This window comes from Paraburkholderia steynii (genome assembly GCF_900100565.1).
In the GTDB taxonomy this organism is placed as follows: Bacteria; Pseudomonadota; Gammaproteobacteria; order Burkholderiales; family Burkholderiaceae; genus Paraburkholderia; species Paraburkholderia terrae.
The window spans coordinates 58,607-77,818 of the sequence record NZ_FNDI01000004.1 but is presented as its reverse complement, the minus strand read 5'-3'; the positions used below and the strand labels follow the sequence as shown (position 1 = coordinate 77,818).

Here is a 19,212-nt window from a genome sequence, read left to right as displayed (position 1 = left end):
CAACACCTTTCAGCAGTTCATTGGCGCGTCGGCGCGCCTTCGTTATGGGCGCGCGGCGGCGTCGCTCGTTACCGTCGTCGCGATCAGACAGGCAAACGGACGCAGCCTGAATGACGCCGCGCGCGACATGCCGACTTTGCTCCGCAGCGACGCTTCGTCGATCATCACCGCGCGCAACCCGCCCGATGTCAGGCCACGCAGATCGAGCCGCGCGGCGCGTGTGGAGCCGGTCAGATTGGCGACGATGAGATGCGCTTGCCCCTGCGCGTCGCGCGCCGCCACGCACGCGATTTCGCGCGGATTCACGCCCGCGCATGTGAGCCGCGTCGCGCCCGCCATGCCAGCCAGCGCCTTCGCCACATCGAACATCGGATAGCGGCGCACACCGTTGCTTACGTCAGCGAGTCCGCGTGTACCTGTCAACGCGCCAAGCGTCAACGTGTCGACGCGCGCGCCCGCGAGCGCGGCTGCGTAACCGGCCAGCCACGCGCCGCCGAACAGCGCGCGCTGGCGTGGATCGCAGGCGGCCATCGCGATGCGCTCGCCGTGCGGATTCGGCATCACGCGCGACCCGTACGGGTTCTGGCGCATGCCGATCGACACCGGGCCGATGGCATACGGCTGCGCGCCGATCAGCGCGCGACATGAGCGCGTGATGTGCGGTATGGCTTCCAGCGTCTGCATCACGCTGCGATCGTCAGCGGCGTGGACGATCGGACAGGTCGCGTGCGTCGTCCAGTCGACAAGTTCGAGCGGCGGACGCTTGCGATTGAGTTCGGTGAAATAGCTGAGCATGCCCCCGCCGATGCGCAAGCCCGGAAACGCGCGGCGCGCCTCCCGATACACCTCGTCAAGCGCGGGACATGGCGGGCTGACGCTGCCAGGCGGATTCGACTGCCGATGCACCGACGGACTGACGACGATCCCCGTCAACTCGATGCCGGACAACGCGACCAGCGAGGCAAGCGCATCGAGTTCCGCGCGCGGCGCATCGACGCCGGGCAGCGCGTATTCGAGCACGCAGCGAATGCCGCTTTCGCGCTGCAACGTCGCGAAGCGTTCAAGCTCATGCAAGCCGTGGCCTGCCGCCAGATCGAAGCTCAGCGTCAGTTGATGCGGCGAGAGTTCCGCCAGCAACGCCCGGTGATCGAGCGCGGCGTCGACTTCGTCGGCTGCGATTGCGATGCCGAGCGCTGGCATTCGTTCGTCCACGCGTTCGTTCAGGTCGAGTGTGAGCGTTTGAAGGTGCGCTTGCGTGGATACGTGCGGGTCAGGACGAGCCAATGCCTGCTCTTTGACATTGAGCGTCACTGTCTGCGTCATCGTCGCGCCTGCGTCGAGCGTGAAGGGCCACGGCAATTCCAGTGGCCGCGAATAGGTCTTGAACGACGCATCCGACCAGTTGCGCTGGTCTTCCATTTCGAACACATCGCCCGTGAACGAACAGTACACAGTGAGGCCACACGGCATGTCATGTTCGATCGAGCGGATGTCCTTGAAGGGCTGCCACGGATCGATCAGCGCAGGAAACGCCGCGCTTTCGCGCGTGCCGTCACAGTGCTCGACGCGTGCCGGGGCACCCGCCACGCCCTCTAGCGGATGCAGCACGCAAAAGCCGCAGCGTGCCGTGAGAAAAGCATCATGCGCAGTCACGGTTGCGCTGAACGCCAGCGCGCCGCGCCCCATGCAATCGATCGACAACGCATAGCTCAACACATGTCCATCGGGATTCGTGCATTGCGCACGGTACGCCACGCGAAATCCGTTCTCGTTCTCGTCGATCTCGATGCCGCTCAGCGTGGGGCGGCAGGTTCCCCAATCCTTGTCACGCACCAGGAACGCAACCGCGCGGATCACTTCGACGTCGCGATAGCGGATGTCGTGCAGCGCGCCGTCGATCAGCAGCGCGGACCAAGGCCCCGCCTGCAGATGCCGCGCCAGATCGACTGGCTGACTCGTGCCGTAGTAGGTTTGCGCGAAATCGCCGCTCATCGCGCAACCTGCCGAAACCCGGCATCCCCGCGCGACGAGGCTCGCTCCAGTTCGCGCAGATCCACGCCGCGCCCTTCGCGCGCGGACAGATACGTCGCTTCGACGAGCGCGAGCGTGCGCAGATTGTCGCGACCGCTCGTCGCGGGCTCGCGCCCGCTGCGCAGGCAATCGATCCAGTGCGACTGGATGTTCAGCACGCTGCCCTGAATCGCTTCCCACGGCGCGCTGGACCACGACAGCGCGGGCGGCGTCGCGTCGCGCAATTCGGTGCCCGCTGCGGTGTGAATCTGCAACTGGTAATCCGCCATGAGCCGCAACGTGCCGGCCGAGCCGTCGACCTCGATCAGCGTCTGCGGAAACAGTTCGTGCGGCAGCCGCGTCGCGTAGCTGCAATCGACGATGCTGTTCACACCGCTTTCATGACACAGCATGATCGTCGCGACGTCTTCGCCCTTGATCGCGGGATTGACGCGCGACATGCTGGCCGTCACGCGCGTCGCGTCGCCGAACAGAAAGCGCGCGATATCGAGCACATGAATGCCCAGGTCTTCGACGATAAAGCGCTCGCCTTCTGCCAGATAAGGCTGGCCGCTGAACACGTCGAATGCCGAACGAAACGACACGCGACCCCAGAACGGCCTGCCGATCGCGCCCGCTTGCAACGCCGCGCCGACAGCCTGAATCGCGCTTTGCCAGCGGAAGTTCTCATGTACCATCAGCGGCACGTTCGCTTCGCCGCATGCGGCGACCATCGCATAAGCGTCGTCGAGCGTGCGGGCGAACGGCTTCTGGCAAATCGTCGCGACGCCCGAGGCGGCCGCCAGTTCGACCAGCGCGTGATGACTCGCGACCGTCGTCGCGATATCGACGAAATCCAGCCGTTCTTCGCGCAGCATTGCAGCGGCATCGGTGTAAAGGCGCTCGATGCCGAACTCGCGACCGGCGGCAGTCAGACGCGCTTCATCTGCATCGCACAGCGCGACGATGTTTGCGCCAGAGACATCGCGCCACGCATGCAGATGATTGCGCGCGAAGAACCCGCAACCGATCAAGGCGCCATCGAATGGTTCGCGCCCACGAAGCGTCGATTCACTCATCGTTCACGCTCCCGTCGCGGCCTGCTTCTGCAACGCGAAGCGTTGCTGCACGCGGCGCTGGATCTGATCGACCACGACAGCGGCCACGATCACGACGCCCTTGATGACCGTCTGCCAGAACGCGCTGACGCCCATCATCACGAGCCCATCGGACAGAATGCCGATCACGAACGCGCCGATGATCGTGCCGCCGATCTTGCCGCGCCCGCCCGACATCGACGTGCCGCCGAGCACGGCTGCCGCGATAGCATTCAGCTCGAAGGTCTCGCCGCTCATCGGATGCGACGCGACCAGTTCCGACGAGATGATCAGCCCGACGATCGCCGCGCACAGCCCCGAAAACATGTAGACGAACATCTTCACGCGGTTCACGCGCACACCGGACAGTTGCGCCGCGCGCTCGTTGCTGCCGATTGCGTAAATCTGCCGCCCAAGCGGCGTGCGGCCCGCAATATACGCGGCAATCGCACCGACGACGACCAGCAGCCAGATCGTCAACGGAATGCCGAGTATCGTCGCGCTGCCGAGCAAGGGAAAACCCGTCGTGCCGTAATCGGGATTACCCGTGAGGTTCGGAAACGTCTCGCCGCCCGACGACAGCAACGCCGCACCGCGCGCGATATACAAGGTGCCGAGCGTCGCGATGAACGGCGCGACGTTCAGGCGCGTGATCAGCAGTCCGTTGACCGCGCCGACGGCGACGCCCGCCAGCAGCGCAACCACGATCGTTTCCGGCACGCTCAGGTACAGCGTGTACTCGTCGCCGAGTGGAATGCCGTGCAGGATCAGCCCGCCCGCGACCATGCCGGACAACCCGACGATCGAGCCGACGGACAGGTCGATGCCGCCCGCGACGATCACGAACGTCATGCCGATCGCGAGAAACGCATTCAGCGCGACGTGCCGCGACATGATCAGCAGGTTTTCGATGCTCAGAAAGTTATGCGCCGCGAACGAGAAAAAGATCGCAACGGCAAACAGCGCGATGAACGTGCGCAGCTTGAGCAGCAGCAGAAGCGGCGCTTCGCCGATGCTCGCGCCCGGTGCTTCGCCCTTGATAGCCATCGTCATGAATAATCTCCAGGGTGTTGCTGGATTTGCTTTGAGACACGCCGCGTCATGCCGCTGCGCGTTGTTCGGTTGATGCCGTGCGATGTCCGATCGCGGACGCCGCGACGAGTGCGTCCTGCGTCGCTTCGGATGCGTCGAATTCGGCGGTCACGCGTCCGTTCGACATCACCAGAATGCGGTCGGACAGCGCCATCACTTCTTCGAGATCCGACGTCACGAACAGAATGCCGAGCCCCTTCACGGCGAGATCGCGCATCACCTTGAAGATGTCGGCCTTCGCGCCGACGTCGATGCCGCGGCTCGGTTCGTCCATCAGCAACACTTTCGGCGCGGTCATCAAGGCGCGCGCGATGATCACCTTCTGCTGGTTGCCGCCCGACAGCGAACTGACGGGCAGCCGCCAGTCGGCGACCTTGATCGCGAGATCGCGGATGTATTGCGTGATCGAGCGCTGCTCGCGCTGCGTGCTGATATGGAAAACACGCGCGAATTCCGCGAGACTGGACAGCGTCATGTTCTCGCCGATCGAGAGAATCGGCAGCAGCGCATCGGCCTTGCGGTCCTCGGGAATCAACGCGAGACCTTGCGCGACGCGGCGCGCGATCGGCTTGCCCGCAAGCGGCTTGCCGTCCAGCACGATCTCGCCCGTCGCATGCGGATGACAGCCGAGAATGCATTCGAACAGTTCTGAGCGCCCGGCGCCCATCAACCCGTAAATGCCGACGATCTCGCCCGCATGCAGCGACAGCGACACGTGATCGACCAGCAAGCCGCTGCCTTTGCGGGGCAGCGACACATCGCGTACCGTCAGCACTTGCGCGCCGCGCGCGTGACCGATCGGGCGCGAGAAATCTTTGGTGTCGCGACCGACCATCTGACGCACGATCCATGGCACGTCCACTTGCGCCATCGGCTGATTGCCGGTGATGCGGCCGTCGCGCAACACGGTGATGTAGTCGCCGATACGGATCAGTTCTTCGAGCCGGTGCGAGATATAGACGATGGCGACACCATGCGCCTTCAGGTCCGCGATCACCTGAAACAGCACGTCCACTTCAGCCGCGCTCAACGCCGAAGTCGGCTCGTCGAGAATCAGCACGCGTGCGTCGTGCGCGAGCGCCTTCGCAATCTCGACCAATTGTTGCTGGCCGATACGCAGATCTTCAACTAGCGTATCGGGGCTCACGTCCAGTTCGAGCCGCTTGAGCAGTTCACGCACCTTGCGCCGCTGCGCGTCGGCATCGATGTCGATGCCTGCGCGCGTGATCTCGTGCGCGATGAACACGTTCTCGGCAATCGTCAGATTCGGGAACAGATTCAGCTCCTGAAACACGATGCCGATGCCGTGCCGCAAGGCGTCCGCGCTGCTCGTCAGCTCGATCGGCTTGCCGTCCAGAAGCAGGCGTCCGGTGCTCGGCTGCTCCGCGCCGGCGATGATCTTCATCAAGGTCGACTTGCCCGCGCCGTTCTCGCCGACCAGCACGTTCACCGCCGCGCGCCGCACCGCGAAGTTCACCTCTTTCAGCGCGACCGTGCCGGGATAGACCTTCGTCACGCCTTCTACATGAAGAATCACGTCGTCCACTGCGCCGGCCTCGCTCATGACTTGCCTCCCAACGCGAGCGCAAGCGGCACGATCTCGGGCTGATCGGCGGATGAGTCATACGAGAACGTGCCCGTCACGGTGATCGGCTTGCCCTTGAGCGCATCGCGCGGAAAGGGCTTCATCACATGCGTGGCCGCGTAGCTGTTCAGCGCGGTGCCGAACTGCGCGTATTCGATCTGATTGCGAAAGCTCGTGAACGAGATGAAATCGAGCGTGTCGCGCAGCGTCGTGCCGAGCACGGTCGGACCGATATCGACGATCACGTCGGCCTTGCCGTCGCCATCGATATCGACACCCACGGTGCCTTGGCTCGATTGCGTGTCGACCTCGACGATCGTGCCGTGCAGCTTCGTCGGGAAATTCCACGGCGCGCCGTCGTCCTTGCCGCGATAGCCGTATTTCTTGCCAGCCGTGTCAGGGTCCGCCTTGATCGCGTCGCGCAACGTCGCGTAGTCGGTCGCGCGCTTTTCGACGTCGGGCACGATTTTCGTGCTCCACATCGACGCGACCATCGCGTTCGGATCGTAGTCAGCCGACGCGTAGGCGTCGCGAGAATTTTTTGATGTCTGTGCGTCGTGTTTGACCAGCTTGCAGCCTTGCAACGCCCCGCTCGCGGCAATGACGACGATCGCCGCGTACATGCAACCTCTCATGGATGACCTCACGGTACGCCGGATGAGAAAACTGATGTGACCGGTGATGCGAATCGGTGACAAAGCGCGGGGATGCGCGTGGCATCCCCGTCGAGTCGAACGATGATTTCAGCGCAGCGCGAACATGTCGAGCTTGCCGGCGTTCGTCTTCGTGATGAGCGAGCAGTTGATCAGCTGCTTTTCCGGCTTGCCGGTGGCGCCCGTCTTCATGTACTTGTCGGCCTGATCGACGGCTTCCGTCGCGGCCTGCGCGGCGGGTTGCAGCACGGTCGCGCGAATGTCGTTGCGCATGATCGCGTCGCGCACGTCGTTACTGCCGTCAAAGCCGACGACGATCACGTCGGAGCGCTTCGCCGCCTTCAGCGCAGCCGATGCGCCCATCGCCATGGTGTCGTTGCCCGCAATCACGCCCTTGATGTCCGGGTGGCTCTGCAGGATCGTTTCCATCACGCGATAGGCTTCCGTCTGGCTCCAGTTGGCCGACTGCCGCTCGACCATCTTCATGCTCGAAAACTGGTCGATCACGTCGTGATAGCCCTTCGAGCGGATGCCGGCATTGATGTCCGCCTCGCGCCCCACCAGCTCGACATAGTTGCCCTTCTCGCCAAGCGCCTTGACGAACGCACGCCCGCCGAGCTGCGCGCCCTGATAGTTGTTCGACACGATCTGCGACACGGCAATGCCCGTCGCGTTGATTTCGCGGTCGATCAGGAATGACGGAATGCCTGCCGCCTTGGCCTTCTTGACGGCGGCAATCGATGCCTCGGAGCCCGCATTGTCGAGGATGATCGCCTTCGCGCCGCGCGCAATGGCCGTATCGACGAGATTGGATTGCTTGTTCGCGTCGTCGTCGTGGACGAGGACGATGGTGTCGTAGCCGAGCGCCTTCGCACGCGCGTTCGCGGTGTCGGCTTCGGCCTTGAAGAACGGGTTGTCGTGTGAGGGAGTAATGATGGCGATCAGATTCGCCGCCTGCGCCGTGCCGCTCGCGCCGACGACCGCCAAGGTGGCCAACGCGAGCGCGAGCCACCGCTTCGATGCTTTCATCGTTTTGTCTCCTTTCTGGTTAAACGCCTATGCACTGCCTGAAACCAGTCGACGGTCGGATTTTGTCGTTACAGTCTACTCATCACTTGTGCCGTCATGATGTCATCATACCAGTCGCATTGCGGTCGACAAGGAGAATCGAGCCAGGGTTTTCGCCTGGTATGGGCAATGTTCTGGGAGATCGTTGGGAATAGGCTTCGGAGGTCGAGCCTTCGCTGTCACGGGGCGTTCAGCGCGTTGGCGGGCCGTAGCCGAACCGGGTCCGGCCGTTGGTGGGCGTCCCGCGGGCGGGGACTTCGAGATTGGAACCGGTTTCGTTGGTAGCAAAAAAAATGACCCCGAAGGGTCATTTTCTAATACTGGAAACGCGTTACTGCGGCTGGATGTTCGCAGCCTGCTTGCCCTTAGGGCCCTGCTTCACTTCAAACGTCACTTTCTGGTTTTCCTGGAGCGATTTGAAACCGCTCGACTGGATTTCCGAAAAATGTGCGAACAGGTCTTCACCGCCGCCATCCGGCGTGATGAAACCAAAACCCTTTGCATCATTGAACCACTTCACCGTACCTGTTGCCATTTTGCAAGATTCCCAAAATTAATATTGCGCGTCGGTGGCGCTCGGCCAGCCGTGCGATGCACTTTTTAACATGGAGTCGTGGTTCCTCACAATCAGCATTTTTGCTTGGGCCCGCTGGCACAACTGGAAACCTGCTGACGGCGCGCGATCTGAATTGCATACACTTTCATCGGCTCCCGTCCCGAGACCGTTCATTCCGTGGGCATCAGCGCGATTTCGCCGCTCTCGATCACCTGTTTGAACTGAAAATTGAAACGGCCGTTCGACGCTGGAGATACCAGTTTGACCCGATTATTTTCTACCGCCTTCGTCGGGTTTCATCGAGCATCCGTCGTCGTCCCGTTGCCCGCCTCGCCCCGACCGGAAGGCGATCCCTGCGGAATTGGCCGGACCGGGCGTGGAGTCCTCGATGACTTGAGACGGCGCCACATTGCCCCTTGCTCCCGGCGCGAACGCGAGAATGCGCAGGTTCTGTTGGGCAACGAAGAGCCGTCCATCCGGTGAGACGGTGATCCTGTTACCCGGGAACGCCAAAACCTGGCCGATGATTCCCGTGGCTGGACCGCTGATTGTCCGTATCGGTCGCACGTTGCCATTCGCCTTGGCGGCGAAAACGCTCACCTGGGTCTGGGTCGCATCCGCGGTCGTGTTGTAGACGAATAATTCGTCAGTGCGAGGATCGATAGCAATCGACGTGGCGATCTGTGAGAAAAAAACATCGCGGCCCGGAAACAGGCCGGTTTTGGGACCTGTGAGGCTGCGCAGAAGCGAGGGCGCGGTCACGCTTCGGCTCGTGCCGAACGTGTCGATGATCGCCGTTCCCTGTATGTCATAACCCGCGATCAGCAGATTGTCGTCGCTGTCGATCGCGATGCTCTGGTACTGGGTGATGTTCGGATCGGTAATGCGGACCGGATTGGGTATATCCCCAGAACTGTGGACGGGAATGACCATTACGCCCGCCGTCGATGGGCGAACGCTCATGACGAAGTCGTTGAGGCGGGAATCCACCGCAATGCCGGGCAGGTCATTTGTGTTCGTCAACCTGAACGAGCGATCGGGTGCCTGATTGCCCTCAGCCTTACGCGGAAAGATGTCGACCGTGCTCGCGCCAAACTGCGCAATGTGAAAGGCGTCCTTCCTGTCGATCACCGTCGCCCCGGCCGACATCAGGGTGGTGAGCGGCCCTTGCAGCACCTGGCAGGGCTCGGTGGCTCCGTTGGCGCGCGCGGAGTAACCGCGAATCTGATCACCGAGCGCGACAAAGACGGCGTCATGGGAGCAGACAGCGTGCGCCAGTTGGACCCCGAAAACCATACTGGCGATAGCGACACATAGCGCGGGTTTCATGCACGCCTCCTTGGTCATGTCGAGCGAATGCGCCGATAAAGCATAGACGCCAGCCGGAGACCGAAGGAGCTTCCGCCAGTTTGAACCTGTGTTTTGGCGGGCAATGCGAGGGAGCAACCGTCGATATCGAACGATGGTCCAGTGTGCTGACGGGTTATGGACCTGTGTCGCACGTGCATGGCCGGGTTTTTACTGACAGTCAGCGGAAACTATCCGAAAACCCGTACCCAGGCCGCCCGAATTCGCCGCGCCCGGTCTTCAAAGAGATAGGAGGCGGCCAGCGCGAGCAGACCGGAGACGACGCCCGTCGCAACGTGCTCGACAACAGGAAGCCGATAGTGACTCGCGTGCGCGAACGCGTCGCCTAAGCCCGTCAGACAGCCGACGATCAGCGCATTGCCATATCGATGCGAGTAGAGTTTCGCGGCTGGCGTGAAAGTCAACAGTACCGCGAGGACCCCGGTGAGCAGCCCTGTCTGGAGTGCAATCGTCCAGTGTACAAGGCTCAAGACGTTGCCCCAACTCCCCGGCATGCAGGTCATGCACGCGCTGGTGGGCTGCCAGAAACGCTGGACAAACAGGCGCATCCGGCGTTTCCATTCACTTGACATGATGCGCTCCCCGTCATGGATGCACGGAACGCGCGCCCGAGGGAATCAGGATCCAAAGAGCAGCGTATCCACGGTGGAATCATACCTCGCGACCAGATCTACGCCCTGTTCACGTGTGACGGTAACTCGAAGGCCGCATGACCGGCATCGCCCAGCTGTGTTAGAGCAGACCTACCCACGAGATCGTGTTGTAGATGCTGTGTTGCGCCTTGTTAGTCGGATACCGGGACTGCTTACTAGCGGCCATGGTAATTAATACGGTATCCGTATCATTTCGACGCAAATGAATTGAAACGAAGCCGCGATTTCGTCGCCAACCCGCAGAACCATTCCGCATGAACCGGTTGGTGTGTTCTTGCGTAGCTAGCTGGCAGGGAGCCTGCCGGATTGGCATACGGTAGGGATTTCACCAAGTATTCGCGAACCGACTGCTGTGCGACGCTATGTCTCATGCCATTCCTCATGGAGACAGGCATGCAATCTGAGACACACAAGAAAGCAGCAGTCGGAGCCTTTCTTAATCGGTCGGCTCTGTTCCTGCTGATGTTGCCAGTTGCCTTCTTTCTCTGGGCGCTCCACGCCTACCCGCCTCACGAAGCATGTTGGCTCGGCGTCGCCTCTGCCATCTATGTCTGGCCTGTGGCTGGAATCCTCTTTGTCGTCGCCGCAGGCTTTCACGTCGGCTCCACCAGTCGTCGACTGGGTACAGCCGGCGAATTGCGGAAGGCGCACGGGCACTAGATCCCGGCAGTGACAGGTGCGATGGACTCGACGGCCTCGGCAGAGGCCTCGTCGATGACGAGGTTCGTCAGGCGGAAATCGGTGCAGTCCAGCAAAGGCGCGCATACCGGCGTGTACGGAAGATGCGCGGGAAATTCGCACGCTGGTCTGTGACGGGTCGCGTCTCCGCTACCCCTTTCACCCGTCATGCCATCGCGGCACGGTCTCTGAAAACACAATGCCCCAGCGTCTCCTCGACAGGAGGCCCGGGGCATTTTTAATCGGCGCAAATTATTCTGCTATGCGTTTGAAACTGGCGTAGTAATCCTCGGTGTAGTAGCAGTCGCTGGTTTGCTTGCGCGGTCCACCACATACGATGCGGCGTAGTCCGCGATCCGTTGCACCAGGCGTGCGAACTGTATATGCGTGGTAATAGCCGCGCGGATGCTGCGGCAGCAATGCCGCGCTGTTGCGGAATAAGACACCGTCCTCGCCAAAAGGGAAAGGGCCGCCCGCTTTGATCAGGCGCAGTGTTTCGGCTGCTTCCGCCGGCAACTGCGCCTTGGTGACGGCGGCCGGCCCGCTCGGCGCCTGCGCGCCCGATGCAGCCGTTGTGCCACTCGCGGCCTGCCCAGGCTGACTCGCCGCCTGACTCGCGGAGGCGCCCTGTTCCTGAGTACCACTTTCCGATCCGTTCTTGCCGCATCCGCCGAGGATCGCGTTCAAGGCGAGGATGCAGGAGAAAGCCCACGCTCGCTTCACGAAATGGTTGTCTCCGGGTTGACTGGCATTCGACGTTCACGAACGATTCAAGGGTATCGCTAATGGCAGAGTGAATCAATGTTCGGCCCGAAATAGGCGTTTTTGCCCGGCAACCAGGCTGATGCGCGCTTCACGGCGTTCGAGAAGCAGGCAAATCAAGCAGATCGCGGTGAAGCTTTGAGGTGTGAGAAGCTATGGCTCAACCGGAACATCCCGGTCGTCCCCCATCCCGTGATACCCACCTTGAAATATGACAGTCACGTTGCGGGGGTTGTCTGCACGATAGACGTTGGCATAGATGGGGGTCGCCACGATGCCCGCGCCGCAATCGAATTTCAGATCCCTGTCGATTTGTCCACTCTTGATATTGACAAGGCGCAGGCGGACCATCGACAACGAACAATCCATCGAAGACTGGTACACACCCAGCAACAGATGGTTCTTCGTGTGATGCCACATCGGTATTTCGACAACACCGACCACTCGGGGTGTTTCGAGGCCAGTATCGTTGAGACTGCCGACTTGATGCAGCGCGATCGGCAGGACTTTTCTGCCATCCCGCCACTCCCCCGATGCCTTCGTATCGCTGATTTTTAACGTGATAGGGCAAGGAACAGGGTGCGTCGGCGAAGCGGCAGGCACCGTTGGCGAATCACCAAACGAAACAGGCTCTACTGCTTCGCATAACTGCATCTCGCCATTGGGTTGGCGTTTGCCTTGCAATGGAATGGGAACACGATGGGCATCGTAGTAGTAACTGCCATCGACGCGCCACTGACCAGAGGTATTTCGGTTGATGTCATCGTAGGTCTGTAACGACACATGAACAGGGAGGCTACCAATCGTCCCGGCATAGTTCCTGATCTCATACCACCCGGCATGGGCCGACGAAGCGGTGAACAAAATCACGCATAGGATAGTGCGAGAGATATTTCGTTTGCGTTTCATCGGTTATTTTCAGTTGTCGCCGATAGTTATGCCCGCGGACCGGTATCGGCCATTCGCGGCCGTTTCACTGAATTACAAACACCGCTGCCTTCCTTTCGCGCAATTACAAAACATCAAGTCTCACGCGAGGGTCCCGATAACCCGATTGTACGTCGCTACCGTGCATTCGATTTTCGACCGTCCCTCCAAGCGCTGAACAAAGGAAGCATCAGCCCCATGTCGCCTGATCCGATCAACACGAACACGTCAGTCACCACACCGCCACCGCCCGAGCCTCCTCCATCAAAGGATGCATCGTCGACGGCCAGCACGTCCGACCGCAGTAACGATGCACTGATGGCAGCACTCAAGCGTACGTTGACGCGGCTCGGCATCGATGCATCAACGGGCTTGACCATCAGCGACAGCGTCAACGACAACTCCGACGCCTTGTCGTTACCCAGGCGCGTGAGTGCGTCGAGCGCATCCCTGATCGCGGCGCTCTATCAGGCACTCGAACTGCAGCAGTCAATTGCCCTGGCCAATGGCCAGAGCATATCGGGCAAAGAGACGAAGGACGCGCTTTCCGTCGTGACAGATATTCAGCCGTCTAACTCGGCCGTAAATGGCTATCGCGATCTCGGCGCCCAGATTGCCGGTCTGGCGAAGATGTCCGGTTCAGTGGCAAGCGACGGCGATGCCGATACGGATGAATGGGATTTCGATATCGACGATTCCGCAACCATCTCTAGCGCTGACACACAGTCGGGCGATCCGATGACAGCTGCAATTGGTCAATTGAATCAGGCGTTAAAGGATCATGTCGTGACGCTCGCGCAGAATGCAAACGCGAAAGTCTCGCTGGCTGCGGTACTCGACGGATTATCAGACGAGACGAAGGGAGTCCAGTGGCGACCGCTTGGCGTGCTGATTGACGTGCGGGCGTAATACCTGATCAACGCCTCATACTCGAAAGACCTGCCTGCACCCTGAAACAGGCCGACGCTGTATGCATCCGGACGCGGCAATCGAAGCCACTCGCCACGTCCCTCCGGCGCAGATTTCATTCACGCATGCCTTCCGGAGGACAGCAGCCTCAACGGCCGTTCGGAACCTAGAACGTCAATGGCCGCTCCGCAGCGCATTTCGGTCGTCGAAATCTAGTCGAGATACGCGAACGGCGCATGCGAATCCATCCAGTCATATCGACTGCTTGACGTCGTCCACGCCCACTTTCGCTCGGGATCGAGACTCATCTTGCCGGATTCGTCAATGCGCTGATTTTGCGTGCGATTGCACTGGCCGTTACTCTGCCGGGCAGCGTGTTTTTCCTCTGTTTCGTGTTTCATGATTAACGTGTTTCAATGTAGTTGATGGTATGCATCTTGTGTCTGCCGCTCTAGCCGAGAGGAGACGAACTATTCAAGGCGAACTGCATCAGTCCGCATATCGTTCGCTATGCCTTCTGTCGGAGCACAGTCGTCAATCTTCGGCACCATCCATGTACCGGTCGTTGACAGGCTGGAGCTCGTATAGCGCCTTGACGGTGATCACCGCACCCGTTCGATCGGATGACCGAGCGAAATGCCCCGAGCCATTCGGATTCACTGGCCGGATTCCAGCTCGAGCAGTTGCATCACAGCGCCTACCTGCGCGGCGAATGCTTGGTTCGACTCGACGACATCGAGGTCCGCCACATGCAACCGGCACGCTGCAGGGCGGCACGCGTGGCCCGGAGAACATTTGAGTGAATCGTATCCTTGGAGGGCGCAGGCCGGGTGTCCAATCTGGACGATCTATTGACATCCCTGGCCACGTCGGGGCGGTTCGGGTACTCCGAACGGCGTTCTACCAGCTAACCGAGCCGTATGAAAAGGGGTAGCATTAGGGCGTTATCGAACGTCAGGCTCATTTGCGCCTGAGCGTGTAACGCCTCCCTGGAAAGGTGGCCTTGCCATGATCCTGTATCACACCGAGCCCGATTCCCCGGTCATCGAGATTTCCGTCGAAGGTAAGATCACCGACCACGATCTGCGCGAAGCCATTGAGCGTATGCGTGGCGATCTCGAACTGAACGGCAAGACCCGCGTGCTCGAACGCATCGAGCGTTTCGCCGGTATCGAGCCGAGGGCGCTGTGGACCGATATAACGCTCGGCGTTTCCCTGGCCCGCAAGGTCACGCGCGCCGCCGTGGTGGCCGATGCGGGTTGGATCCGCGCCTCGATGCATCTGGCGCGATTCTTTACGAAGGCCGAAGTCAAGGCGTTCCACGTCAGCGAGTTAGAGCAGGCGCGCATCTGGATCAACACCTGAGTGCCGCCTGGCGAATCTCGTGGTAGACCGGCTGGCCGTCAGAGCCCGTGCTACTCGAACCGACCCATTGCGATCTCTCGAGTCTGTGCAAAGCGGTCGTTCGATGTCGCGAATCAAGGCAACACGAAAGCCCGCTGCCACCATAATAAAATCGATTAGGCAGCGCGGGTTCATCGTCAATATCGCTTCATCCTCGTCGGTGCGGATTTAGTTCCAATAACTCGCGCGCAAGCCGACCTGTAATCGCCCGGCCGCACGTTGCGCAAAGTCCATCGTCAGTTTGCTTGCCACAACAGGGGCAAAACCATTTTCCAAGCTTGAACGGCATTTTCCCCGAGGGCAGAGGCGCGGCGCTGAATGCAAGCTGCTCGAATTGATACCGAACGGAAATGCTAAATAATGATCCCGTAAGCGGGCACTGAAGTTCGCGTCCACGGAATTCAATCAGTTGTACAGAGCAGTAAGGGCAGTACATAGGCGGAATAGAACAGTTTTGTCTGATTGTCGACGATCTCGGCGGTGCCCTTGACCGGCCGATTTGGTCGTTGCAGCACTGCGTCGTGCAACGTACATCATGCATGCGGTTGCGAGCCTAGTCCGGATTCGTTCTCAACGCGCCCATCGCATCGCTACAACAGCCACGAAAATTAGGACAAGCAGCACAAGTAACATATACCATCCCCTCCTCGAAAGCGGCGGACTCGCGCCAAGCCCCTCAGTTGCACTTAGCAACAAAAAGACCACGCCTACTGCGACGATAAGCCATCGACCTATCGTCGCAAGCGTACTACACAAACGACTCTGTAAATTCCCGCGGCGATAGGGGCCTGATGTAGGTCTACGGAATGTAGTTCTCTGGTCAAATGGCATTCGACATCCCAGTCGGGGCATTTTTATATTCGGGAATCATTGTCGACGATCCTGACCGTGCCGTCGACTCACCGAAACTGGCCGCAATTCGTCCTCGCGGTCGTCCGGCTACAGGTAGTCGACCTGCGCCGACCTGCGCTCCTTTAACAACGTAGCCATATATTTTGAAGCCGTTCCCGGTCTTTACACCGGGGACATGCACGGACTGGAGTAGACGCGGTACGGCGTCGTGCTGTGTCGATGAGGTCACCTCGACCTAAACCCATTCATCCGCTTCATTCCCGCCCGTATTGTTGACGATTCTCGTGGCCGTGTCGAATGACCGGTAGTGGCCGCGCACTGCCTCATGCAATCGGCATGAGCAGCGCGAACCGTGCGAGCCGGGGATCGACAGTACGCGACCCGAAGCGGTCACTCGTTGTTCTCAAGAGCGGTCATTCGAAGGCGCATCAATCCTCGACATAGACCGGTATGCGCCCGCAGTCATCTTCAGTGGACGTCCCGACTAAAGGTACTTGAACTTTTTGACCCGGACTTCGCTACTAAATCGAGCGGCCTTGAATTGAACTGGCTCCATTGTGTTTGCTACTGTTCGCTCCATAATCCACGGAATCGGTCGATACGTTAGCTTTCGGCCGTTGATAACCAAGTCCAGTATCTCGAATTCCTCCACGTAGGCACGCGTCAAATAGCGTCCACGTGTTTGCCACTCCCAATGGGCGGGCACAATTCGCTTTGCTATGACCTGGGCCATTCCGGTCTGCGTCTTCACCCCAGCGAAATTGGCAATCTCAAACAATGCCTTGGCGATACAGGCGAGCATGATCGCGTAGAAGAAGAACAACACCGCTGCAGCACCCAACTGACCGCGATTCAATGCCGTGAATGGAAGCAGCACAACGTTATGCACAGACACTCGTGATCTCCAACCTGGAGGAAGACCAGTGAAACGCGCCGATTGACGCTCACCCGCCGCCGGGCCCGCAAACGGCCGTTCGGTGTTCACACGCCTTGGTTACCTTTTCGATGAATTAATCGTTGATTGGCGTATCCGGCTCGAAGACATCCTCCGACACCCATTGCATCTCGATAATCGGCATGGATACCGTCCGTTCGTTGATCTGTGCGTCCGGCAACCTCAAACGATATCGGGTCCGCGGACCAGACGGTGTTGCGCCAATGGTCATTTCAGACGTTACTTCCAGCCACCGGCTGTAGCCCGGCAGCCAAGTCGTGGTGACCTTCCTTAACTCCGCTCCACGAAGCGAGCTTGTAGGCACAACGTTATAGACAGACATTGTGCCCTTTCCCCATGAATATTCATGAGTGACGACTGGGCCGTCCGAAAGAGATGTGTCAGTAATTGAGCACACGCGTCCCGGCGGTGGTTTGCAATAGTTGGTGAATCTCATCGACGCGATTTCGCCCGTCGATATCGTGGCTCCTTCATTGTCAAGCCACGCCAAACTGCTCGATGTCCATCTGAATGTCGTACCACTTTCAAGCCTCATCGACGAATAGACAAGAGGCAACCCGCCAGGTCGTCCCTGTACCCAGAACTCCAGTAACACACCTTGCGCGGGACTAAAGCGAGCGTGTCTTGGCCATGATGTGTAATCGCGTAGAGTATCAGGCCGATCAAGAACCGTTACCCGATAGAAGGACTCTCGTACCGTATGCCCACACCCGGCAATTACAACCGTACATAGTACCGCCGTAGTCATGAGGATTCCGCGAGTATTGCGCATGGTCTGCTGCGTTACGCTTGTAGTGACGTGGATTGGACGATGCAGATAAGGTTGCCGAACGGCAAAAACTGGCCGCACACCGCCTCGCGCCGCCCCCGTCACCATCCGCCTTGTTGTTGCCTCAGTGGATCAATGTGGCGGGTTCTCAGTCGTCTCGAGGAGTGGATTGAAAATCTGAACGATCTCGGCTTGGCCAACGATCACCGGATCCTCGCCGACGTCTAATAACCGTCCAATCCATAGCGAATGGGGATACGCCTCCGGCGTAAGCAGCGAGACCTCAGCCAAACACCGCTCTCCCGTTGCAACCATACCTTCCCCAAAGAATTCGTGGTGAGCCGACGACCAACAGTCGGCCCTTACATTGCAGGTAGGACGGTAACCCGACCGAACCAGCTTCGATGTGCATTCCGATGAAAATGCAGTCAGCGCAAACGTCACTAGCAAGTCGGGTTGGCGAATCGGACGCGTCATGTACCTGAACAAGTTGCGAATATCGACGAGAAATTGTCGACGATTCTTAGACGAATGTCGATCGGCTGCTTTTTGGCCGATTGCCGAAATTCGGACCGCGACGTTGATCGCTGGTGGCTCCTCAGGCACGAGATTCCGTAGTCGACCGTTGCGGCGATAACACACTCCGAATTTTTTGCTCAGGTACGGCCGCAAACGATTGCTTATACTCTGCAGACCTCTTTTATTCGAGGCGCATGGAATGCGGCACGAATGGCTTGAATATGTTCAGCGACTTAGCTGGGACACCCCAATAACTGTGGCGCTGACATCGGCGTCCGTAGGCTCAGTGATTACGCTCGCGTGGATCACTGCATCAAACGCGCGTCGTCGTAAGCGTCAGCGACGTGACACGGCGTTGGAACTCGCGTTGTCGCTGGAAGGACATGCTCGCGCCTGCCGCACGATGATGCACAAAGCCGTGTGGGCACTAACGGCGTCATCAGATCATGCTCGCCACGAAGTCTGCAAGGATGTAACCATCCCGTCTTTTGTTTTCCCAGACAAGCTTGATTGGCAGGTTCTCAGCCAAAAGGCCATTTCTGAGCTGCGAGAGTATCCTGCAATGGTGCATGCAGCCCGCGAACATCTGGAAGCTTTCCGCGAGTTTGGTGAACCAGCAGAATTCTGCTGGCAGGTTGAATTCGAATGCGCGAAGGCCGCGATGTCTGCGTTAGTGCTAGCCCGTGCTACGCGCCGCCGGTTCGGTACCGCAACGTGGAAACCCGGTGCCAGGGACTCTGCTATCGAACGCGAACTGTCTGACTTCATCGCAAATGCGGAAGCAAGGCGCAAAGCGTCACTTCAAGAACCAACGCGGTTCGCATTTGAACAAAAATTGGACGTGGACCCGATAGTCGCACGCACCAATGGAATCGCTGCGAGCGTCTAAACTTGAAGTGTTCAAGCGATGGTATTTATTGACCGCAGGTGCTGAGCGTCGTTCGGACCGCGGAAAGCGATGCCGCAGCAATGGCTGGACCATCTGCTTGCAGCGCCGCGGGATACACCCGCAAGTTAGGATCCTGCCACGCAGGCGAACGTCAGCTCAGCTTCCTGCGGCGTCCATCCGCGGACACCATGCGTTTGCATATCAACCTGGTGCATCTGCTTGCCCCGCTCTTTGCAGTATTCGTCCGCTCGTTTCAGGCTTGATGCTTTCACCTCACCCCACGGGGTCATCCCGCCTCGCACCTGCGTTGTCACGGTGTAGTGTCCGTCGCCGGCCGGCGTCACGTCGGAGATCGATGTGCAGGCTGTCAACAGAGCCAGAACGATAACGCCAGCAAAACGTTTCATATTTCGTGGGTGGATATTACGGACGAGCGAGAGCGGCCAGCAACTCGGCGAGGTTTCCT

19 protein-coding genes are annotated in these 19,212 nt (G+C 59.7%); 4 read left to right on the top strand and 15 right to left on the bottom strand.

From position 1 onward, the window contains the following. Window positions 1-42 precede the first annotated feature (42 nt). From apnL to BLT65_RS09080, 9 genes are all read right to left on the bottom strand, one after another. On the bottom strand, window positions 43-1,992 hold the full coding sequence (gene apnL, locus BLT65_RS09120) for a D-apionate lactonase (protein ID WP_091777106.1): 1,950 nt from the start codon (window positions 1,990-1,992) through the stop codon (window positions 43-45). Further along, window positions 1,989-3,089 carry a Gfo/Idh/MocA family protein gene (locus BLT65_RS09115; protein ID WP_091777104.1) on the bottom strand — a complete coding sequence of 367 codons (1,101 nt, stop codon included), beginning with the start codon at window positions 3,087-3,089 and terminating at the stop codon, window positions 1,989-1,991. The genes apnL and BLT65_RS09115 overlap by 4 nt, the downstream gene beginning before the upstream one ends. Before the next feature lie 3 nt (window positions 3,090-3,092). After that, window positions 3,093-4,160, bottom strand: coding sequence for an ABC transporter permease (locus BLT65_RS09110; protein WP_042304623.1), 1,068 nt, complete (start codon window positions 4,158-4,160; stop codon window positions 3,093-3,095). Between the two features lie 46 nt (window positions 4,161-4,206). Further along, entirely contained in the window at window positions 4,207-5,763 is a 1,557-nt protein-coding gene (locus BLT65_RS09105; RefSeq protein ID WP_091777102.1) for a sugar ABC transporter ATP-binding protein, read from the bottom strand. Next, entirely contained in the window at window positions 5,760-6,407 is a 648-nt protein-coding gene (locus BLT65_RS09100) for a DUF2291 family protein (protein ID WP_244186467.1), read from the bottom strand. The genes BLT65_RS09105 and BLT65_RS09100 overlap by 4 nt, the downstream gene beginning before the upstream one ends. 120 nt (window positions 6,408-6,527) lie before the next feature. Next, window positions 6,528-7,466: a D-ribose ABC transporter substrate-binding protein gene (locus BLT65_RS09095; RefSeq protein WP_042304626.1), complete on the bottom strand. Its 939-nt coding sequence runs from the start codon at window positions 7,464-7,466 to the stop codon at window positions 6,528-6,530. 370 nt (window positions 7,467-7,836) lie between these two features. Then, a complete protein-coding gene (locus BLT65_RS09090; protein ID WP_036000361.1) occupies window positions 7,837-8,040 on the bottom strand; it encodes a cold-shock protein in 204 nt (67 codons plus the stop codon). Window positions 8,041-8,331: 291 nt separating this feature from the next. Continuing rightward, window positions 8,332-9,390 carry an NHL repeat-containing protein gene (locus BLT65_RS09085; RefSeq protein ID WP_091777654.1) on the bottom strand — a complete coding sequence of 353 codons (1,059 nt, stop codon included), beginning with the start codon at window positions 9,388-9,390 and terminating at the stop codon, window positions 8,332-8,334. Window positions 9,391-9,599: 209 nt separating this feature from the next. Then, window positions 9,600-10,001, bottom strand: coding sequence for a hypothetical protein (locus BLT65_RS09080; RefSeq protein ID WP_091777099.1), 402 nt, complete (start codon window positions 9,999-10,001; stop codon window positions 9,600-9,602). 474 nt (window positions 10,002-10,475) lie between these two features. Between BLT65_RS09080 and BLT65_RS09075 the strand changes: the two genes are divergently transcribed. Beyond that, window positions 10,476-10,742 (top strand): hypothetical protein, encoded by a 267-nt coding sequence (locus BLT65_RS09075; protein WP_007580977.1) that lies wholly within the window; start codon window positions 10,476-10,478, stop codon window positions 10,740-10,742. Between the two features lie 270 nt (window positions 10,743-11,012). Here the strand turns inward: BLT65_RS09075 and BLT65_RS09070 are convergent, their stop codons facing one another. The 3 genes from BLT65_RS09070 to BLT65_RS47870 form a co-directional block, all read right to left on the bottom strand. Beyond that, window positions 11,013-11,483: a ribonuclease gene (locus tag BLT65_RS09070; RefSeq protein WP_042304628.1), complete on the bottom strand. Its 471-nt coding sequence runs from the start codon at window positions 11,481-11,483 to the stop codon at window positions 11,013-11,015. 192 nt (window positions 11,484-11,675) lie between these two features. Then, entirely contained in the window at window positions 11,676-12,431 is a 756-nt protein-coding gene (locus BLT65_RS09065) for a hypothetical protein (RefSeq protein WP_091777097.1), read from the bottom strand. 155 nt (window positions 12,432-12,586) lie between these two features. Beyond that, window positions 12,587-12,844 (bottom strand): hypothetical protein, encoded by a 258-nt coding sequence (locus tag BLT65_RS47870; RefSeq protein WP_229513696.1) that lies wholly within the window; start codon window positions 12,842-12,844, stop codon window positions 12,587-12,589. Here BLT65_RS47870 and BLT65_RS09060 point away from each other — a divergent pair. Further along, window positions 12,822-13,358, top strand: a complete 537-nt coding sequence (locus tag BLT65_RS09060) for a hypothetical protein (RefSeq protein WP_244186466.1) — start codon at window positions 12,822-12,824, stop codon at window positions 13,356-13,358. The genes BLT65_RS47870 and BLT65_RS09060 overlap by 23 nt on opposite strands. Before the next feature lie 212 nt (window positions 13,359-13,570). Here the strand turns inward: BLT65_RS09060 and BLT65_RS09055 are convergent, their stop codons facing one another. Beyond that, window positions 13,571-13,759 carry a hypothetical protein gene (locus BLT65_RS09055; protein WP_042304631.1) on the bottom strand — a complete coding sequence of 63 codons (189 nt, stop codon included), beginning with the start codon at window positions 13,757-13,759 and terminating at the stop codon, window positions 13,571-13,573. A gap of 607 nt (window positions 13,760-14,366) precedes the next feature. Between BLT65_RS09055 and BLT65_RS09050 the strand changes: the two genes are divergently transcribed. After that, window positions 14,367-14,723: a SpoIIAA family protein gene (locus BLT65_RS09050; RefSeq protein WP_042304632.1), complete on the top strand. Its 357-nt coding sequence runs from the start codon at window positions 14,367-14,369 to the stop codon at window positions 14,721-14,723. Window positions 14,724-16,098: 1,375 nt separating this feature from the next. On the opposite strand, the gene BLT65_RS09045 is transcribed toward BLT65_RS09050, so the two are convergent. Continuing rightward, window positions 16,099-16,509: a hypothetical protein gene (locus BLT65_RS09045; protein ID WP_091777093.1), complete on the bottom strand. Its 411-nt coding sequence runs from the start codon at window positions 16,507-16,509 to the stop codon at window positions 16,099-16,101. Window positions 16,510-18,056: 1,547 nt separating this feature from the next. On the opposite strand from BLT65_RS09045, the gene BLT65_RS09040 reads away from it, so the two are divergent. Beyond that, complete coding sequence (locus BLT65_RS09040) at window positions 18,057-18,746, top strand: hypothetical protein (RefSeq protein ID WP_091777091.1); 690 nt, start codon at window positions 18,057-18,059, stop codon at window positions 18,744-18,746. A 125-nt stretch (window positions 18,747-18,871) separates the two neighbouring features. On the opposite strand, the gene BLT65_RS09035 is transcribed toward BLT65_RS09040, so the two are convergent. After that, the gene (locus tag BLT65_RS09035; protein WP_091777089.1) at window positions 18,872-19,153 is read right to left on the bottom strand and encodes a hypothetical protein; all 282 of its coding nucleotides are present in this window, start codon (window positions 19,151-19,153) and stop codon (window positions 18,872-18,874) included. Window positions 19,154-19,212 lie beyond the last annotated feature (59 nt).